Origin of the sequence: Zobellella iuensis, from assembly GCF_016746085.1 — a bacterium.
Classification (GTDB): Bacteria; Pseudomonadota; Gammaproteobacteria; order Enterobacterales; family Aeromonadaceae; genus Oceanimonas; species Oceanimonas iuensis.
Window position 1 is genome coordinate 487,221 of record NZ_JAERTZ010000025.1, and the last position, 16,497, is coordinate 503,717.

15 protein-coding genes and 1 other RNA gene are annotated in these 16,497 nt (G+C 61.1%); 9 read left to right on the forward strand and 7 right to left on the reverse strand.

Going from position 1 to position 16,497, the window contains the following annotated elements; translation table 11 throughout:
- Positions 1–98: 98 nt before the first annotated feature.
- The 3 genes from dnaJ to grpE form a co-directional block, all read right to left on the reverse strand.
- On the reverse strand, positions 99–1,232 hold the full coding sequence (gene dnaJ / locus JKV55_RS13155; RefSeq protein WP_202086192.1) for a molecular chaperone DnaJ: 1,134 nt from the start codon (positions 1,230–1,232) through the stop codon (positions 99–101).
- Positions 1,233–1,324: 92 nt separating this feature from the next.
- Positions 1,325–3,247: a molecular chaperone DnaK gene (dnaK, locus tag JKV55_RS13160; RefSeq protein WP_202086200.1), complete on the reverse strand. Its 1,923-nt coding sequence runs from the start codon at positions 3,245–3,247 to the stop codon at positions 1,325–1,327.
- A 124-nt stretch (positions 3,248–3,371) separates the two neighbouring features.
- Complete coding sequence (gene grpE / locus JKV55_RS13165; RefSeq protein WP_202086202.1) at positions 3,372–3,974, reverse strand: nucleotide exchange factor GrpE; 603 nt, start codon at positions 3,972–3,974, stop codon at positions 3,372–3,374.
- A gap of 187 nt (positions 3,975–4,161) precedes the next feature.
- On the opposite strand from grpE, the gene nadK reads away from it, so the two are divergent.
- Both nadK and recN read left to right on the forward strand, forming a co-directional pair.
- Positions 4,162–5,046, forward strand: coding sequence for an NAD(+) kinase (nadK, locus tag JKV55_RS13170; RefSeq protein ID WP_202086204.1), 885 nt, complete (start codon positions 4,162–4,164; stop codon positions 5,044–5,046).
- A gap of 171 nt (positions 5,047–5,217) precedes the next feature.
- Complete coding sequence (gene recN / locus JKV55_RS13175; protein ID WP_202086206.1) at positions 5,218–6,888, forward strand: DNA repair protein RecN; 1,671 nt, start codon at positions 5,218–5,220, stop codon at positions 6,886–6,888.
- 38 nt (positions 6,889–6,926) lie between these two features.
- On the opposite strand, the gene udp is transcribed toward recN, so the two are convergent.
- Positions 6,927–7,685, reverse strand: a complete 759-nt coding sequence (udp, locus tag JKV55_RS13180) for a uridine phosphorylase (RefSeq protein WP_202086208.1) — start codon at positions 7,683–7,685, stop codon at positions 6,927–6,929.
- Between the two features lie 167 nt (positions 7,686–7,852).
- On the opposite strand from udp, the gene JKV55_RS13185 reads away from it, so the two are divergent.
- The gene (locus JKV55_RS13185) at positions 7,853–8,191 is read left to right on the forward strand and encodes an outer membrane protein assembly factor BamE (RefSeq protein ID WP_202086210.1); all 339 of its coding nucleotides are present in this window, start codon (positions 7,853–7,855) and stop codon (positions 8,189–8,191) included.
- A gap of 70 nt (positions 8,192–8,261) precedes the next feature.
- Here the strand turns inward: JKV55_RS13185 and JKV55_RS13190 are convergent, their stop codons facing one another.
- Complete coding sequence (locus JKV55_RS13190) at positions 8,262–8,603, reverse strand: RnfH family protein (RefSeq protein ID WP_369409651.1); 342 nt, start codon at positions 8,601–8,603, stop codon at positions 8,262–8,264.
- Entirely contained in the window at positions 8,584–9,033 is a 450-nt protein-coding gene (locus tag JKV55_RS13195; RefSeq protein WP_202086219.1) for an SRPBCC family protein, read from the reverse strand. The genes JKV55_RS13190 and JKV55_RS13195 overlap by 20 nt, the downstream gene beginning before the upstream one ends.
- A 136-nt stretch (positions 9,034–9,169) precedes the next feature.
- Here JKV55_RS13195 and smpB point away from each other — a divergent pair, with 136 nt between their 5' ends.
- Complete coding sequence (gene smpB, locus JKV55_RS13200) at positions 9,170–9,655, forward strand: SsrA-binding protein SmpB (protein ID WP_202086226.1); 486 nt, start codon at positions 9,170–9,172, stop codon at positions 9,653–9,655.
- 45 nt (positions 9,656–9,700) lie between these two features.
- Positions 9,701–10,059, forward strand: a transfer-messenger RNA (tmRNA) gene (gene ssrA, locus JKV55_RS13205).
- Positions 10,060–10,122: 63 nt separating this feature from the next.
- Here the strand turns inward: ssrA and JKV55_RS13210 are convergent.
- Positions 10,123–12,777 (reverse strand): EAL domain-containing protein, encoded by a 2,655-nt coding sequence (locus JKV55_RS13210; protein ID WP_202086231.1) that lies wholly within the window; start codon positions 12,775–12,777, stop codon positions 10,123–10,125.
- Between the two features lie 323 nt (positions 12,778–13,100).
- On the opposite strand from JKV55_RS13210, the gene JKV55_RS13215 reads away from it, so the two are divergent.
- The 4 genes from JKV55_RS13215 (at position 13,101) to JKV55_RS13230 (ending at position 16,454) form a co-directional block, all read left to right on the forward strand.
- Entirely contained in the window at positions 13,101–14,129 is a 1,029-nt protein-coding gene (locus JKV55_RS13215) for a DUF2817 domain-containing protein (protein ID WP_202086234.1), read from the forward strand.
- Positions 14,126–14,926 (forward strand): alpha/beta fold hydrolase, encoded by an 801-nt coding sequence (locus tag JKV55_RS13220; RefSeq protein ID WP_202086236.1) that lies wholly within the window; start codon positions 14,126–14,128, stop codon positions 14,924–14,926. Before JKV55_RS13215 ends, JKV55_RS13220 begins: the two co-directional genes overlap by 4 nt.
- 15 nt (positions 14,927–14,941) lie before the next feature.
- Complete coding sequence (locus tag JKV55_RS13225) at positions 14,942–15,589, forward strand: hypothetical protein (RefSeq protein ID WP_202086239.1); 648 nt, start codon at positions 14,942–14,944, stop codon at positions 15,587–15,589.
- A gap of 265 nt (positions 15,590–15,854) precedes the next feature.
- Complete coding sequence (locus JKV55_RS13230; RefSeq protein WP_202086241.1) at positions 15,855–16,454, forward strand: Yip1 family protein; 600 nt, start codon at positions 15,855–15,857, stop codon at positions 16,452–16,454.
- The last annotated feature ends 43 nt before the right edge of the window (positions 16,455–16,497 follow it).

Genomic DNA, 16,497 nt, shown 5'->3' on the forward strand with positions numbered 1-16,497 from the left:
ACGAAAGCCCTACCGGAAAACGGCATAGGGCTCGTATCATATAATCCGCTTCAGCCGCTGGGCTGTTGTTTCAAACAGCCCAGACTAATACAGTGGACTCAGCGGGTCAAATCATCGAAGAAGCGTTTCACGCCTTCGAAAAAGCCTTCCGACTTGGGTCTGTGCTTCTTGGCCGCCAGGCCGCCACAGGAGTCCTCGAGCTGGCGCAACAGCTCTTTCTGCTCATCGGTCAGGTTGACGGGCGTTTCAATATAGACTTTGCACACCAGATCGCCCAGCAGGCCGTTGCGGGCCGAGCGCACCCCTTTGCCCTTGAGCCGGAACATGCGTCCGGTCTGGGTTTCCGCCGGGATCTTGAGCTTGACCCGGCCGTCCAGGGTCGGCACTTCCACCTCGCCGCCCAGGGCCGCGGAGGTATAGCTTATCGGCACTTCGCAATAGAGGTTGTTGCCGTCACGCACGAAGATATCGTGTTCACGCACATGCACCTGGACATAGAGATCACCGGCAGGCGCACCGGCCTCCCCCGCCTCCCCTTCACCGGACAGGCGGATACGGTCACCGGTATCCACCCCGGACGGGATCTTGACCGACAGGGTCTTGGTCTTCTGGTAACGGCCCTCGCCATGGCACTTATGGCAGGGGTCGGTGATGATTTTGCCCTTGCCGCGACAATGGGGACAGGGCTGCTGCACGGTAAAAAAGCCCTGGCGCATCTGTACCTGGCCGTGGCCATGGCAGGTAGGACAGGTCTTGGCCTGGGTGCCGGGCTTGGCGCCACTGCCGTCACAGACGTCACAACCGACCAGGGTCGGTACCTTGATCTCTTTGGTGACGCCCCGCACCGCTTCTTCCAGCGTCAGTTCCATGTTGTAGCGCAGATCGGCACCACGGGCCGCCCGCTGCTGCCGGCGCTGACCGCCACCGAAGATATCACCGAACACATCGCCGAAAATATCACTGAAATCGGCACCGGCTCCGCCAAAACCATGACCGCCCTGCTGGCCGTCCACGCCGGCATGGCCGAACTGATCATAGGCCGCCCGCTTCTGGCTGTCGGTCAGTATTTCATAAGCCTCGGTGGCTTCCTTGAACTTGTCGCCCGCATCCGCATCTTCTTTGTTGCGATCCGGGTGATATTTCATCGCCATCCGCTTGTAGGCTTTCTTGATTTCGCGCTCATCGGCTCCCTTGGAAACCCCGAGCACTTCATAATAATCTCGTTTCGACATAGGCTACTAGCTTACCTGAGTCCTAATTACACAAAGGCGGGCGTTGGAGTCCCAACGCCCGCACTGTCAGCGTCAATGCGCCGGGTTGACCATTACTTCTTGTCGTCTTTCACTTCTTCAAACTCGGCGTCAACCACGTCGTCATCGGCCTTGTTGCCGCCTTCCTGGGCTCCGCCCGCATCGTGCGCCTGAGCCTGGGCCTTGGCCTGAGCCGCCTCCATCAGCTTCTGGGACACCTCCAGCAACGCCTGTTGCTTGGCCTCGATCTCGGCCTTCTCCTCACCGCGAACGGCGCTTTCCAGGGCACTCAGGGCCGACTCGATGGCGCTCTTGTCGTTGGCGGCCAGGGCATCACCGGCTTCCTCCAGCTGCTTGCGGGTGGCATGCACCAGGCCGTCGGCCTGGTTACGGGCCTGAACCAGCTCTTCGAACTTCTTGTCTTCCGCGGCGTTGGCCTCGGCCGCACGCACCATGGCTTCGATCTCCGCCTCGCTCAGGCCGGAAGAGGCCTGGATGGTGATCTTCTGCTCCTTGCCGGTGTCCTTGTCCTTGGCGGACACGTGCAGTATGCCGTCGGCATCGATGTCGAAGGTCACTTCGATCTGCGGCAGGCCGCGCGGCGCCGGGCGAATACCCTCCAGGTTGAACTGGCCCAGCGACTTGTTGTCACCGGCACGTTTGCGTTCGCCCTGCAACACATGGATGGTCACCGCGGACTGATTGTCGTCGGCGGTGGAGAACACCTGGGACTTTTTGGTCGGGATGGTGGTGTTCTTCTCGATCAGCGCGGTCATCACGCCGCCCATGGTTTCGATACCCAGCGACAGCGGGGTCACGTCGAGCAGCAGCACGTCTTTCTTGTCGCCGGACAGTACCGCGCCCTGAATGGCGGCGCCCACGGCCACGGCTTCATCCGGGTTCACGTCCTTGCGCGGCTCCTTGCCGAAGAAGTCGCTCACCGCTTTCTGTACCAGCGGCATCCGGGTCTGACCACCGACCAGGATAACGTCGTCGATATCGGATACGGACAGGCCGGCATCCTGCAGCGCGGTACGCACCGGCTCCAGGGACTTCTTGACCATGTCTTCCACCAGCGATTCCAGCTTGGCACGGGTCACCTTGATGTTCAGGTGCTTGGGCCCGGTGGCATCGGCGGTGATGTAGGGCAGGTTGACTTCGGTCTGCTGGGCGGAGGACAGCTCGCACTTGGCTTTCTCCGCGGCTTCCTTCAGCCGCTGCAACGCCAGCATGTCGTTACGCAGATCGAAGCCCTGCTCGCGCTTGAATTCCTCAACCAGGTAGGTGATCAGGCGGTTGTCGAAGTCCTCACCCCCCAGGTGGGTGTCACCGTTGGTGGCCAGTACCTCAAAGGTTTTCTCACCGTCCATATCATCGATTTCGATGATGGAGATATCGAAGGTACCACCGCCCAGATCGTACACCGCCACCTTGCGATCGCCCTGGGCCTTGTTCACGCCGTAGGCAAAGGCCGCCGCGGTCGGCTCGTTGATGATCCGTTTCACGTCCAGGCCGGCAATACGGCCAGCGTCCTTGGTGGCCTGACGCTGGGCGTCGTTGAAATAGGCCGGTACTGTGATAACGGCTTCTGTCACCGCTTCGCCGAGGTAGTCTTCGGCGGTTTTCTTCATTTTTTTCAGCACTTCGGCAGAAATCTGCGGCGGAGCCATCTTCTTGTCTTTGACGGCCACCCAGGCATCGCCGTTGTCGGCACGGACGATGCTGAACGGCATGATCTTGATGTCACGCTGCACTTCTTCGTCTTCGAAGCGGCGGCCGATCAGGCGTTTGATGGCAAACAGGGTATTTTTGGGGTTGGTGACCGCCTGGCGCTTGGCCGGCTGGCCGACCAGGGTCTCGCCGTCATCGGTATAGGCGATGATGGAGGGAGTAGTACGAGTACCCTCGGCGTTTTCAATAACCCGCGGGGTATCCCCATCCAGGATGGCAACGCAAGAGTTGGTGGTACCCAGATCGATGCCGATGATTCTACCCATAAAATCCTCTCTCAATATCTTAAATACGGTAATAAGCGTTTGGTGTTTTGCTTTAGTGCCTATATGTGGTTGCCGCTATCGGCTTTCAAGACAGGCATCACATTTTTTTGGCGGCCCCGGCGACTCAGGCCTGGGTATCGATGGACGGGCCCTTGGCCACCATCACCATGGCGGGACGCAGCACCCGGCCGTTCAGTTCATAGCCCTTCATCATCACCGCCAGCACCGAGTTGGGCGCCACTTCGTTGCTCTCGACCATGCTCATGGCCTGATGCCTGTTGGGATCGAAGGGCTGGCCCAGGGGATCGATCTGCACCACGCCGAATTTTTCCACCGTGCTGAGCAGGGATTTCAGGGTCAGCTCCACCCCTTCGCACACCGCCTTGAAGGCGTCGTTTTCCTTGTCGGTGTGCTCCAGCGCCCGCTCCAGGCTGTCGATGACCGGCAATAATTCACCGGCAAATTTTTCCAGGGCGAATTTCTGGGCTTTTTCCACGTCCTGGGCCGCGCGGCGGCGGATATTTTCCATCTCGGCCAGCGCCCGCAGGGTATTCTCTTTTTCGGTCTGGACATGAGCTTCGGCGTCTGCCAGCTTTTGTTCCAGCTCGGCTACATAAGCCGCATCCGGTGGGCTCGGCTCGGCATTCGCCGTGGCGTCGGTTTCTACCGTCAGCGGCTCCTGCTCGGCGGACTGCTCTGCCTCAACCTGGTGTTGTTTGCTGCTCATGTTGTCTCCCGTCTGTGTTAACCAACTTTGTGCCTAATATGGGGGCTGCCGGGACAATTTCAAGAGGGTTTTTGCAGCGGCCCGCTCAGCCGGGTGGCGTTGGACCCCAGGGTTATTTAGAATAAGGCCACTTATTCAGCCAGGGAATGCGCCGCCGCATTGCTGACACCGCCAGGCCAACATATCGATGGAAACCGACTTCAATACCATTGCCCTTATCGGCAAACCGGATCACGAAGGAGCCAACCAAACCCTGGTGGCACTCTATCACTACCTTGTTCAACTGGGTCTTAAGGTGGTGATCGAACGACGCGTGGGTGAGCAGCTCCGCCTGGAACAGGCCGAGCTGCTGGAAATGGTCGAACTGGGCGAGCGGGCCGACCTGGCCATAGTGGTGGGCGGCGACGGCAATATGCTGGGCGCCGCCCGGGTGCTGGCGCGTTTCGATGTGGCGGTGGTGGGCGTCAACCGGGGCAACCTGGGCTTTTTGACCGATTTGTCACCGGACAGTTTCGAGCATCCCCTCGAACGCCTGCTGGCCGGCGACTACCAGGCCGAATACCGCTTCCTGCTGGAAGCCCAGGTGCATCGCCATGGTCAGCTCAAGGCCAGCAATACCGCCATGAACGAGGCGGTGCTGCACCCGGGCAAGATAGCCCATATGATCGAGTTCGAGGTCTATATCAACGGGCATTTCATGTACAGCCAGCGGGCCGACGGCATGATTGTCGCCACCCCCACCGGCTCGACGGCCTATTCGCTGTCTGCCGGCGGCCCCATCCTGACCCCCAACCTCAACGCCATTACCCTGGTGCCCATGTTCCCCCATACCCTGAGCTGCCGGCCCATCGTGATCGATGCCGACGCCCAGGTGAAGCTGGTGGTCGCTCCCACCAACAAGACCGAACAGATGCTGATCAGCTGCGATGGCCATGTGTCGCTGGCGGTCCAACCCGGCGACGAAATTCATATCTACAAGAGCCCCTACAAACTCAAGCTGCTGCACCCGCGCGGCCATAACTACTTCGAAGTGCTGCGCAGCAAGCTCGGCTGGGGCAGTAAGCTGTTCTGAGGCGTGAGGCGTGAGGCGTGAGGCGTGAGGCGTGAGGCGTGAGGCGGTGTATTTTTCCTCCTGACGCTCTTTCCGCAAGAGCTTCAATCCGACATCATCGGAACCTTGCCACTGTACAAAACAACAGTATACTGTATTTTCATACAGACTTGTTTTGTGCAGGAGTCCACCATGCTGCTTCAGCTCACCATCAGCAATTTTGCCATTGTCTCCTTCCTTGAGCTGGACTTGCGCCCGGGTATGACCAGCATCACCGGCGAAACCGGCGCCGGCAAATCCATCGCTATCGATGCCCTGGCCCTGGCCCTGGGGGAACGGGCCGATGCCGACTCGGTCCGCCCCGGAGCCGACAAGGCCGATATCAGTGCGCGTTTTCGTGTCGACCAGCTCCCCAGGGTAAAGGCCTGGCTGAGCGAGCAGGAACTGGATGAACAAGACGAATGCATACTGCGCCGTACCCTGAGCAAGGAAGGGCGCTCCCGTGGCTACATCAACGGCACTCCGGTACCCCTGTCCCAGCTCAAGATCCTTGGCGGCCTGCTGATCAACATCCACGGCCAGCATGCCCACCAGGAACTGCAGAAGCACGACTACCAGCGTCGCCTGCTCGACGCCTATGCCGGCCATCATCAGTTGCTGCAACTGGTCGGCCGGCACTATCAGCACTGGCGCCAGCTCAGTAATGAGCGCAAGCAACTGCAAAGCGAGCAGGCCCAGTGGCAGGCCCAGCGCCAGTTGCTGGAGTACCAGGTGGCCGAACTGGACGAACTGGCCCTGGCCGAGGGCGAATTTCCCGAACTAGAAGCGGAGCACAAACGCCTGGCCAACGGTGCCGAGCTGCTCAACGACTGTCAGCTGGTACTCAATGTGCTGGCGGATGGTGAAGAAACCAATGCCCTGCAGCTGCTGCGCCAGGGCTTGAAGACCCTGATCGAACTCAGCCAGATGGATGCCCGGCTCAGTCCGGTTCAGGACATGATAGAAAGCAGCCTGATCCAGCTGGAAGAGGGCCACAGTGAACTGAGTCGTTACCTGGATCGGCTTGAGCTGGATCCGGAGCGCCTGTACGAGGTGGAAGCCCGGTTGGGCAAGGTGATGGAGCTGGCCCGCAAGCACCATGTACCACCGGCAGAGCTCTTGGATTTTCATCGGGAAATAAGCAGCCGCCTGGAGGAAATGGAGCATAACGACTCCCGTCTGCTGGGGCTGGATGAGGAAGTGGAACGGGCCCGGGACGACTTCCTGCAGGCAGCGGAGCGGCTCAGCCAGAGTCGGCAACGCTATGCCAGCTCTCTCGACCGCCAGATAACCCAGAGCATGCACCAGCTCAGCATGGAGCATGGCCGCTTTGAAATTCAGGTGACCGCCGACGACGGCGGCTATTCACCGCTCGGTATCGACCGGGTTGATTTCTTGGTCAGCACCAACCCGGGGCAACCGCTCAGTCCGCTGGCCCGGGTGGCCTCCGGCGGTGAACTGTCACGCATCAGCCTGGCCATCCAGGTGATCACCGCCCAGAAGGTGGAAACCCCGACGCTGATTTTTGATGAAGTGGACGTGGGCGTCAGTGGCCCCACCGCTGCCGTGGTGGGCAAGTTGCTGCGTCGGCTGGGCGATTCCACCCAGGTACTGGTCATTACCCATCTGCCGCAAGTGGCCGGTCATGGTCACCAGCACTTTTTTGTCAGTAAGAACAGTGCCGACAACGACACCCAGACTCGGATGCAGGAGCTGGACGAACACAGCCGTTTGCAGGAACTGGCCCGGCTGCTCGGTGGCAACAAAATCACGCCCAACACCCTGGCCAATGCCAGGGAGCTGCTGGTGTGCGGTGAGGCGTGAAGCGTATCAAGGGCCCGGCTGCGCCGGGCCAACAAGGATTACACCAGGCGCCGGGCGGCACCGATGACGATGTCGATGGCTTGTTGCTCGGCTTTTTTCATGGTGGTTTCGTCAGGAATTTCCTGCTGGGTACGGTTGACGATCACCCCGGCCACACAACCGGCTTGCAACCCCTGGCTGGCACACATGGTAAGGAGGGTGGCAGACTCCATTTCATAATTCAGTACCCCCATCGCCTGCCACTCTTTCATACTGCCCTGGAATTTGCGCAATACCCGGGCGGAATGGGTATCGTAGCGCTCCTGGCCGGGGTAGAAGGTATCCGAAGAAGCGGTGATCCCTACATGCGGAGCGATGCCCATATCCCGGGCGGCATCCACCAGAGCGCAGGTACAATCGAAGTTGGCCACCGCCGGAAACTCCATGGGGGCAAAATGGCTGCTGGCGCCGTCCAATCGCACCGAGCCCATGGTGACAATCATGTCACCGACATTGATATGAGTCTGGATAGCCCCGGTAGTGCCGATGCGCAGGAAGGTGGACACCCCCAATTGGGCCAATTCCTCCACCGCGATAGAGGTGGAAGGCCCGCCGATACCGGTAGAGCACACCACGACAGGCTTGCCATCCAGTTCGCCGAGCCAGGAGGTGAATTCGCGCTTGCTGGCCAGATGGCGGGGATTGCTCAACTGCTCGGCAATACGCTGTACCCGCTCCGGATCGCCCGGAACAATGGCTAACCTCGCCCCCTGCAGATCCGCATCAGTAATACCCAAATGAAACACATGCTTTGTCATCGCCTCACCCCTTAAAGGTATAGTTAGAGGTGAAGATATTAGGCCAGCAGCAAAGAAATGACCATGACCCAGCTCACTGAACCAATTGATGGTTTGCGGGTCTAGCTTTTACAACCCAAGCACCAACGGCTATGATGCCCCCAGGTCACACAGGATATTATCCAGCTATGCAACTCAAAACCTTGATTTTACCTTTATTTTTAGCTCTTCCCCTGGCCGGCTGCGGCCTGGTGTACAAGGTGGACATCCCCCAGGGCAACTACATCGAAGAAAAGCAGGTAGCCCAGCTGCGCCAGGGCATGACCAAGGAACAGGTGCGTTTTTTGCTGGGTAATCCCATGAGCCTGGATGGCTTCAATCATGACAAGTGGGTCTATCTCTATTACTTCAAGCCGGGCCGGGGCGACATCGAACAAAAGCAGCTGACGCTGGACTTCAGCAACGATGCCCTGGTATCGGTTCAAGGCGACTTCCCGGTGTCTGAGGATTTTCATCGGGGACTGTAAGGAAGTGGCGGGCTGAAGGTCACTGATGCCCGCATGGCCTTGAGGGTCACCCCGCGCCGGCCCCGTCAATTTATTTTCTGGTTCTCTTCGGATCTGGCCTGCCGCCGGTCACCTTGTCGGCCCGCCCTTCCTCTTTTGCCTGCTCGGCACGGCGCCGACGGATCTCTTTGGGATCAGCCAGTAAAGGCCGGTAGATTTCTATCCGGTCGCCATCGTGCAGTGGCTGCCCAAGCTTCACCTGACGCCCGAATACACCGACCATATCGGTGTCGAGATCGATCTCCGGATATTGCTGCAAAATACCCGACTGCTCGATCACCTGCCTGACCGTATCGGCGGCGGGCACCTTCAGACTCAGCACCGTTTGCTGGTGCGGCAGGGCATATACCACTTCAACCCGGATAAGATTCACTGCCGTAGACCTCCCTCGCCCGTTCGCTGAACGCATGCACCATGGCATTGGTCAGCTCCTTGAATACCCCGCCGAAGGCCAGCTCCACCAGGCGAGAGGTAAACTCGAAATGCAGCTTCAGCTCCACCTTACAGGCATCGACGTCCAGGGGGGTGAAAGTCCAGCCGCCACTGAGCGACTTAAAGGGACCGTCCACCAACTCCATCTCGATGCGCTGATGAGGTTCCAGTCGATTACGGGTGGTAAAGGTCTTGCGGATCCCGGCCTTGGCCACATCCAAGGCTGCGGTAATGCTGTTGCCCGACTCGGACACAATACGACTGGCCACGCAACCCGGTAAAAATTGAGGGTAGGCATCCACGTCGTTAACCAACTCATACATCTGTTGCGCACTGAACATCACCAGTGCGCTGCGGGTAATACTGGGCATAACCTCTCCTGCCACCAAAACCCCTTGATGTTAACACCAATCCGGGTCGGGCTCATCGCCAACACTGTACAAAAAACCGACGGTTGCCCTTTCACCAATTCCCAAGCTTCTATCGGCACCGTATAATGCCGCCACTATGACAAAAAACAAAGCCAAGAAGAAACCCGGCTCCAACACCATCGCCGTTAACCGCAAGGCACGGCACGAATACTCCATCGAGGAAAAATTCGAAGCCGGTGTCGAGTTGCTAGGATGGGAAGTCAAAGCGCTGCGGGCCGGCAAGGTCAACATCGGCGAGGCCTACGTGTTCATGCGAAACGGCGAGGCCTTTCTGTTTGCCGCCACCATTACCCCGCTCAACATGGCCTCCACCCACGTGGTCTGTGATCCCTTGCGCACCCGCAAGCTGCTGCTGCACAAGCGCCAGCTGGACCGCCTCACTGGTCTTATTGAACGGGAAGGCTACACCCTGGTGCCGCTGTCCCTGTACTGGTCCAAGTCCTGGGTCAAGGCCGAGATTGGCCTGGTAAAAGGCAAGAAGGCCCACGACAAGCGCCAGGACGTGAAAGAGCGCGACTGGCAGCGGGAAAAAGACCGGATGATGAAACACAAGGCACGCTAGGGCTTGTTATTTAGCAACCATTGAAATATCATGGTTGCACAACTTGGGGCTGATTCAGGATTCGACGAGACTCTCGAACTCCAAGGTGCATGCCGAGGTGCGATAGGCCTCGTTAAACAATCGCAAAAAATAGTCGCAAACGACGAAAACTACGCACTAGCAGCTTAATAACCTGCAAGAGCCCTTCTACCCTAGCTTGCCTGTGACTTAGGGAATCGGAAGGTCATCCTTCACAGGATCGCGTGGATGCCGTGCCTGACGGTTGAAGCGTTAAATCCAATTCAGGATAGTCATTCTGTGGCGTGTCTGTCCGCAGCAGCTGGCGAAATTAATGACTGACTAAGCATGTAGTACCGACGACGTAGGTTTTTCGGACGCGGGTTCAACTCCCGCCAGCTCCACCAAACCCTCTAAAGCCGCCGCAAGGCGGCTTTTTTTATTTTAAAATCAGCCAGTTGGATACAGCCTCAGGCGCTCGGTTCAACTTCCTCAGGCTCCGCCTCGTGCAACGGCATCATCGCTGCTATCTCCTCCGCCGGGGCCGGGCGGGCGAAGAGGTAGCCCTGGTAGAGATGACAGCCGTCCTGCTGCAACAGGTCGCGCTGGGCGTCGTTCTCCACCCCTTCGGCGATGACTTCCAGACCCAGGCTGCCGGCCATGGCGATGATCGCCCGGATGATGCCGAGGCTGTTGGCGTCGTCAGGCAAGGCCCGGACGAAGGACTGATCGATCTTCAGCTGATCCAGGGGCAGTTGCTGCAGGTAATGCAGCGAAGAATAACCGGTGCCGAAGTCGTCGATGGCGAAACGGATGCCATGCTGCTTGAGGGTCCGCATCCGCTCCGTCGCCCTCGGCATGTCGGTGATCAGCATGGACTCGGTCAGTTCCAGCTTGAGCCTGGCCGGATCGGCTCCGGTCTGCGCCAGTACCTGCAGCACATCCTCGATAAAGCTGTCCTGGTACAGCTGGGCGGCGCTGATGTTGACCGATACCGTCACCCCGCTCAACGCCGGCAGCCGGGCCCACAGCACCATCTGTTCGCAGGCCCGCAACAGCACGATGCGATCGATGCGCTCCATCAGCCCGGCGGCATCGGCCACCTCGATAAAGGCGCCCGGGGCCAGCACACCCCGCTCCGGATGGCGCCAGCGCACCAGGGCTTCGGCGCCTACCATCTTCCGCCGCTCATCGAACTGGGGCTGGAAATACACGCAGAACTGGTGTGCCTCCAGTCCACGGAGGATCTCTTCTTCCAGTCGCAGCCGGCGGGCAATCGCCTCCTGCATGACGGGATCGAAAAAGCGCAGCCGGCCCTTGCCGGCCGCCTTGGCCTCATACATGGCCAACTCCGCCTGTTGCAGCAACTCATCGGCAGACTGGCGGTGATCGTCCAGGGTCACCAGGCCCAGGCAGGCACTGCCACGCAGAACATGGGCCTCATGCACATAGGGCTGCTCCAGCACTTCCAGCAGCTTGTGGCCGACTTGCTCCAGCCGGGTCGCGGCCAGGGCCGGCTCCTCGGCCAGATCGCCCAGCAATACCACGAACTCGTCGCCCCCGAGGCGGGCCACGGTATCCGTTTCCCTGACCACCTTGTTGAGCCGTTGCGCCGCCTGCTGCAGCAGCTGATCCCCCACCTGGTGTCCCCAGAGATCGTTGATGTCCTTGAAGTTGTCCAGATCGATGAAGATGAGGGCACCCAGCTTGCCGCCGCGGCTGCTCACCGCCTGGGCCTGCTTGATCCGCTCCGCCAGCAGGCGCCGGTTGGGCAGGCCGGTGAGGGCATCGTAGAAGGCGAGGTGATTGATCCTCTCGGCGTCCCGCTTGCGCTCGGTGATGTCGCTGAGGGCGGCCACATAATGGCTCACCCTGCCCTCGCCATCCTTGACTGCGCTGATGGACAGCCACTGGGGGTAGAGATGGCCGGACTTGCGCTTGTTGTGGATCTCCCCCTGCCAGTGCCCCTGCCGCGCTATGCTCTGCCACATCTGGCGGTAGAATTCGGGTCCGTGCTTGCCGGAGCTGAAGAGGTTGGGCGTCCGGCCTATCACCTCGTCGGAGCTATAGCCGGTGATTTCGGTAAAGGCCCGGTTCACCCGGAGAATGCGGTTGTGGGCGTCGGTCACCAGCATGCCCTGGAAGCTCTCGAAGGCCACGGCCGCGATGCGCAGCTCGGTTTCATGCCTGACCCGGGCGCTGATGTCCCGGCTCAGCAGCACCACCGCCGGCTTGCCGCCCAGGCGGCCGTCCAGGGCCTGGCCCCGGCACTCGAAGGTACGCGGCCCGCTGCGGGTCTCGAGCGCGTACACCAGGGTGTTCACGGTTTTCTGCCGCAGGGTCTGGCGGATAAAATCGAGGAAGCGCCCGGCCAGCTCGGGCGCGAACAGATCGTCCACCCTTTTGCCGATCACCGGTCCGTCGGCAAACAGCAGGCCCGGATCCGACGCCGCCACTTCCAGGCAACGCCCCTCCTCGTCCATCACGAGCAACAGATCCGGCAAGGCACCGGTAATGGCCCTGAGCCGGGATTCGTTCGCACGCAAGGCCAGCTGCTCCCGCCGGCGCTGCTCCGCATCCTTCAGGATAAATACCAGCATCAGGGTCAGGGGCACCATCACCAGCAGGAAGGGGCCGATCAGCGGCTGCAACTGGGTGCGCTCTGCGGGTGACAGCAGCCAGGAGATCAAGGCCACCGTGGTCAGGTGCAGCAGCACCACCACCGGCAACAGATGCCAGAGCTCGAGCCGGGCCCAGCCCCGCCTGAGGGCATGGCGCATTCCCAGTCCCAGCACCAGTGCCAGCGCCAGGTTGAACAGCCCGGGTACGGCCCCTTCCCCGCCCAGCCAGAGCCGGAAACCGCCGGCCATCACCAGCGCCATTCCCCCGGAAAGCGGCCCGCCAAAGAGGCCGGCCACGAACAACACCGTATTGCGTGCATCCAGCAGCACCCCTGGCGTCACCGTAAAGGGCATCAGCATGCAGACGATGGCGAGGGCGCCAAACCAGAGGCCGGAAGTCAGGATCACCAGCCGGGGATAATGCAGTCCCCGGCGAATATTGAGGGTCAGCAACCAGCCCAGGGCAAGGAGGAGGATGGCTTGTTCGATAATGGCTGTCAGCATGAGCGATGGAATAGGGGCAACAAGCTAGGTGGACGGGAGCCGGTCTGTGACACGGCTGCTGGTTATTGTTAGCAGCTACTAATAAAGCGGTAGTAGTGTAACATTTAATTCCCATACAAAGCACATGGTGACATCGTTTTGTCATGGAAATCTGCATATTGCCGGCCAGGCTCGGCGGATCCGAACCCGGTCCAGACCGACGCTGCCGGCCAGGGTGGCGAGGGCCCAGGGAGCCAGGATTGGCTCCATCAGAAAACGCCTGTCCTCAAAGCGTCATGCTTTATTGCATACACTGGAGAGAGTCCCCTTTTGTGGAGGGCCAGATGCCGGCTCCCTCGCCTTTCCTGCTGCCCGAACTCGACCAATTGGCCGAGCTGGCCCGGCGTGCCGGTGCCCAGGCCCAACTGGAAACCTTGGCCTGGCTGCCATACGCCGGCCAGCAACTGCCGCTGCAACTGCTCCGGCTCGGCACCCGTGCGGCCGAGGCGCCGGCCCTGGGGCTGTTCGGCGGTGTCCACGGCATAGAGCGGATCGGCAGCGCCGTGGTGCTGGCCTACCTGCATTCCCTGGTCGCCAGCCTGCGCTGGTCCGGCCTGACCCACAGCCTGCTGGAGCGGGTCAGCCTGGTGTTTATGCCGGTCGTGAACCCGGTCGGCATGCTGAGGGGCACCCGGGCCAACGTCCATGGCGTGGATCTGATGCGCAACAGCCCGGTCGAAGCCAGTGAAAAGGTCCCCTGGCCCCTGGGCGGCCAGCGCCTGAGCCGGCGGCTGCCCTGGTACCGGGGCTCAGCCCTGGAGCCGGAAGCCGCCGCCCTGTGCCAGGCGGTGGAGCGCCATCTGATCGGTCGCCCCTTCGCCCTGGCGCTGGACTGCCACTCCGGCTACGGCCACCGGGACAGGCTCTGGTTTCCCTTTGCCGGCAGCAAGGCGGCACCGCCCCGCCTGGCGGAAACCATGGCCCTGCGGGAGCTGTTCCTGAGCACCTATCCCAACCACAACTACTACGATATCGAGCCCCAGTGGCTGCACTACATGACCCATGGCGACCTCTGGGATCATCTCACCCTGCAACACAGGGACAGCCCGGGTACCTTCCTCTCCTTCACCCTGGAAATGGGCTCCTGGCTGTGGGTGCGCAAGAACCCCCTGCAACTGCTGCGCCTGACCGGCCTGTTCAATCCGGTCAAGCCCCATCGCCACCAGCGGGTGCTGCGCCGCCACCTTGTCCTGATCGATTTTCTGGCCCGGGCGGTGGAAAGTCACGCCCTCTGGCTGCCGGACGCGCCGCAACGGGATCGGCTCCGGCAGGAGGCGCGCCGGCTCTGGTTCGACGGGGAGCAACGCCCATGACCAGGCGCTGGATACTGCTGCGGGGGCTGATGCGCGAACGGCGCCACTGGGAAGGCTTTCCCGACCGCTTCCGGCAGCATTTTCCGCAAGACGAGCTGCTCCTGGCGGATCTGCCCGGTTTCGGCGCCGAGCATGGCGAACCCGGCCCCCTCTCCATCGTCGGCATCACGGAGCGGTTGCGGCTGCGCTGGCATCCCTGGTTGCGGCAGGGACCTGTCCACCTGCTGGCCCTGTCCCTGGGCGGCATGGTCGCCATCGACTGGGCCAGCCGGCATCCACGGCAGGTTGCCGGCCTGGTGCTGCTCAACACCAGCCTCGCCGGCCTGACTCCCTTCTACCAGCGGCTCAGGCCCCGCGCCTACTGGCCCCTGCTGACATGGCTGCTGTGGCAGCGGGATCCGCAGGCCCAGGAAGCCACCATATTGCGTCTGACCAGCGAGCGCTTCGCCACCGACCCGGACCTCCTCGCTCGCTGGGCCGGCTATGCCCGAGAGCTGCCCGCCAGCCGGCGCAGCACCCTGTGCCAGTTGCTCGCCGCCCTGCGCTACCGAGCGCCCGCACAACCTCCTCCGGTGCCCACGCTGGTGCTGAATGGCCTGGCGGACCGGCTGGTCAGCCCCCGTTGCAGCCAAGCCCTGGCCGAGGTCTGGCGACTGCCGCTGCGCCGGCATCCGGATGCCGGCCATGACCTGCCCCTGGACGAGCCGGAGTGGGTATGTCGCCAGATAGCCGACTGGCTGGCGGAGGAGGAGCCAAACGGGGGTAACATGAGTTACAATCCCGTCACCTCCTGTTAACCTGACGGAAAAATCATGCACGACTGGCAATCCTCCTTTATCCGACTGTTTCGGCTGCAACCCGATACCGAGCGGCTCAGGCTGGTGGTGGCCAGGGCACCCTATGCCCTGCGGCTGGGCACCCAGTGCCTGGCCGTTACCGGCAAGGACGCCCTGACCCCCTATTACCGGGAAACCGACAACGTCGCCATGCTGGTGGCAAACTGGGCCAAAATGGAACCCGGCATGGAGGCCCTGCTGAGCCTGCTCTGCGGCCGTCCCCAGCGGGGCTGGGCCATCGCCGCCTGGCTGGCCGAGAGCGGCGTCAGCCCCCTCGCCTTCGCCGACTTTCTATATGAACATTGCGGCCTGCTGCTGGCCAATCGTCGCACCCGGGAAGGTGACCAGAAGGAGCGGTTGCAGCAACTGCTGCGGACAGAACAGCGCCCGGTTTCCCTGCTGTTTGCCGGAGAAGAAGCCTGCCGGAACTTCTTCGATGACGATACCCCCGCCGTCGCCTTCGGCGTGGCCATCCATCCGGGCAGCGCCGATCTCGGCCAGGAGCGGGATGCCCGGCTGATGCTGCACCACTGGTACCGGGCCGACGGCCAGGAGATGCTGAGTTCGGGCCCGGATTTTTCCCTGAGCCACTTCCGGGTGCTGGCGCCCGCCGACCAGGGCTGAGCAAATCCTTATCGCTCCCCGCGCCAAGGCGCTACTGCCATCCTTACCGCCTGCCCAGTCGCCTGACCTGAGCCGGCATCATGACCGGGCTCAACGGCCGCTTCCCCCCGGTATTTGAGCCAGGTTGCAAAATTGTGGTTTATACGTAACGGAGCTTGACGCTCTGCGGAGTCTGACCAAACTTAGGGAGAGGTAAAAACGGATGAAAACGGTTTTTACCCTGGACCAGCCGCTTGTCGGTAGCGATAGTTAAGGGGATAACGCTATGATTTTAAACCATATCTGGGGCCTGTATGCGCACCCCAAAGAAGAGTGGCATACCATAGACCACCATCACGAAAGTTTGAACTACAGCCTGATCCACCTCGCGTTCATTGCGCTGATTCCGGCGGTCTGTACCTTTATTTCCGCCACCATGATCGGCTGGAGCTTCGGCACCAGCAATACCATCATGCTGACCACCCAGAGCGCCCTGATGATGTCGGTGGGCATGTATTTCACCCTGATCGCCGGGGTGTTCGCCCTGGCCTACCTGACCTTCTGGATGGCCAAGACCTTCGGCGCCAGCCCTAACTTTACCCAGAGCATGGAACTGGCGGCCTACACCGCCACCCCGCTGTTCATGACCGGGCTGGCGGTACTCTACCCCGAGCCCATCTTCCTGATGCTGGTGGGCCTGGCGGGGCTGGCCTATTCGGTCTATCTGCTCTACTCCGGCGTCCCCATCATCATGCACATCCCCGAAGAGCGCGGCTTTATCTACGCCAGCTCGGTGGTGACCTGCGGCCTGGTGCTGCTGGTATGCATCATGGTCGGCTCCGTTATCGTCTGGAGCTGGGGGCTGGGGCCCGTCTACACCCAGTAAGGGCAGATAACAGCTACGAAAAAGGGGTCTTGCGACCCCTTTT

Bases quoted from the DNA above. Each gene is read 5' to 3' on its own strand.
- dnaJ (WP_202086192.1), bottom strand. From the start codon at position 1,232: ATGTCGAAACGAGATTATTATGAAGTGCTCGGGGTTTCCAAGGGAGCC.
- dnaK (WP_202086200.1), bottom strand. From the start codon at position 3,247: ATGGGTAGAATCATCGGCATCGATCTGGGTACCACCAACTCTTGCGTT.
- grpE (WP_202086202.1), bottom strand. From the start codon at position 3,974: ATGAGCAGCAAACAACACCAGGTTGAGGCAGAGCAGTCCGCCGAGCAG.
- nadK (WP_202086204.1), top strand. From the start codon at position 4,162: ATGGAAACCGACTTCAATACCATTGCCCTTATCGGCAAACCGGATCAC.
- recN (WP_202086206.1), top strand. From the start codon at position 5,218: ATGCTGCTTCAGCTCACCATCAGCAATTTTGCCATTGTCTCCTTCCTT.
- udp (WP_202086208.1), bottom strand. From the start codon at position 7,685: ATGACAAAGCATGTGTTTCATTTGGGTATTACTGATGCGGATCTGCAG.
- JKV55_RS13185 (WP_202086210.1), top strand. From the start codon at position 7,853: ATGCAACTCAAAACCTTGATTTTACCTTTATTTTTAGCTCTTCCCCTG.
- JKV55_RS13195 (WP_202086219.1), bottom strand. From the start codon at position 9,033: ATGCCCAGTATTACCCGCAGCGCACTGGTGATGTTCAGTGCGCAACAG.
- smpB (WP_202086226.1), top strand. From the start codon at position 9,170: ATGACAAAAAACAAAGCCAAGAAGAAACCCGGCTCCAACACCATCGCC.
- JKV55_RS13210 (WP_202086231.1), bottom strand. From the start codon at position 12,777: ATGCTGACAGCCATTATCGAACAAGCCATCCTCCTCCTTGCCCTGGGC.
- JKV55_RS13215 (WP_202086234.1), top strand. From the start codon at position 13,101: ATGCCGGCTCCCTCGCCTTTCCTGCTGCCCGAACTCGACCAATTGGCC.
- JKV55_RS13220 (WP_202086236.1), top strand. From the start codon at position 14,126: ATGACCAGGCGCTGGATACTGCTGCGGGGGCTGATGCGCGAACGGCGC.
- JKV55_RS13225 (WP_202086239.1), top strand. From the start codon at position 14,942: ATGCACGACTGGCAATCCTCCTTTATCCGACTGTTTCGGCTGCAACCC.
- JKV55_RS13230 (WP_202086241.1), top strand. From the start codon at position 15,855: ATGATTTTAAACCATATCTGGGGCCTGTATGCGCACCCCAAAGAAGAG.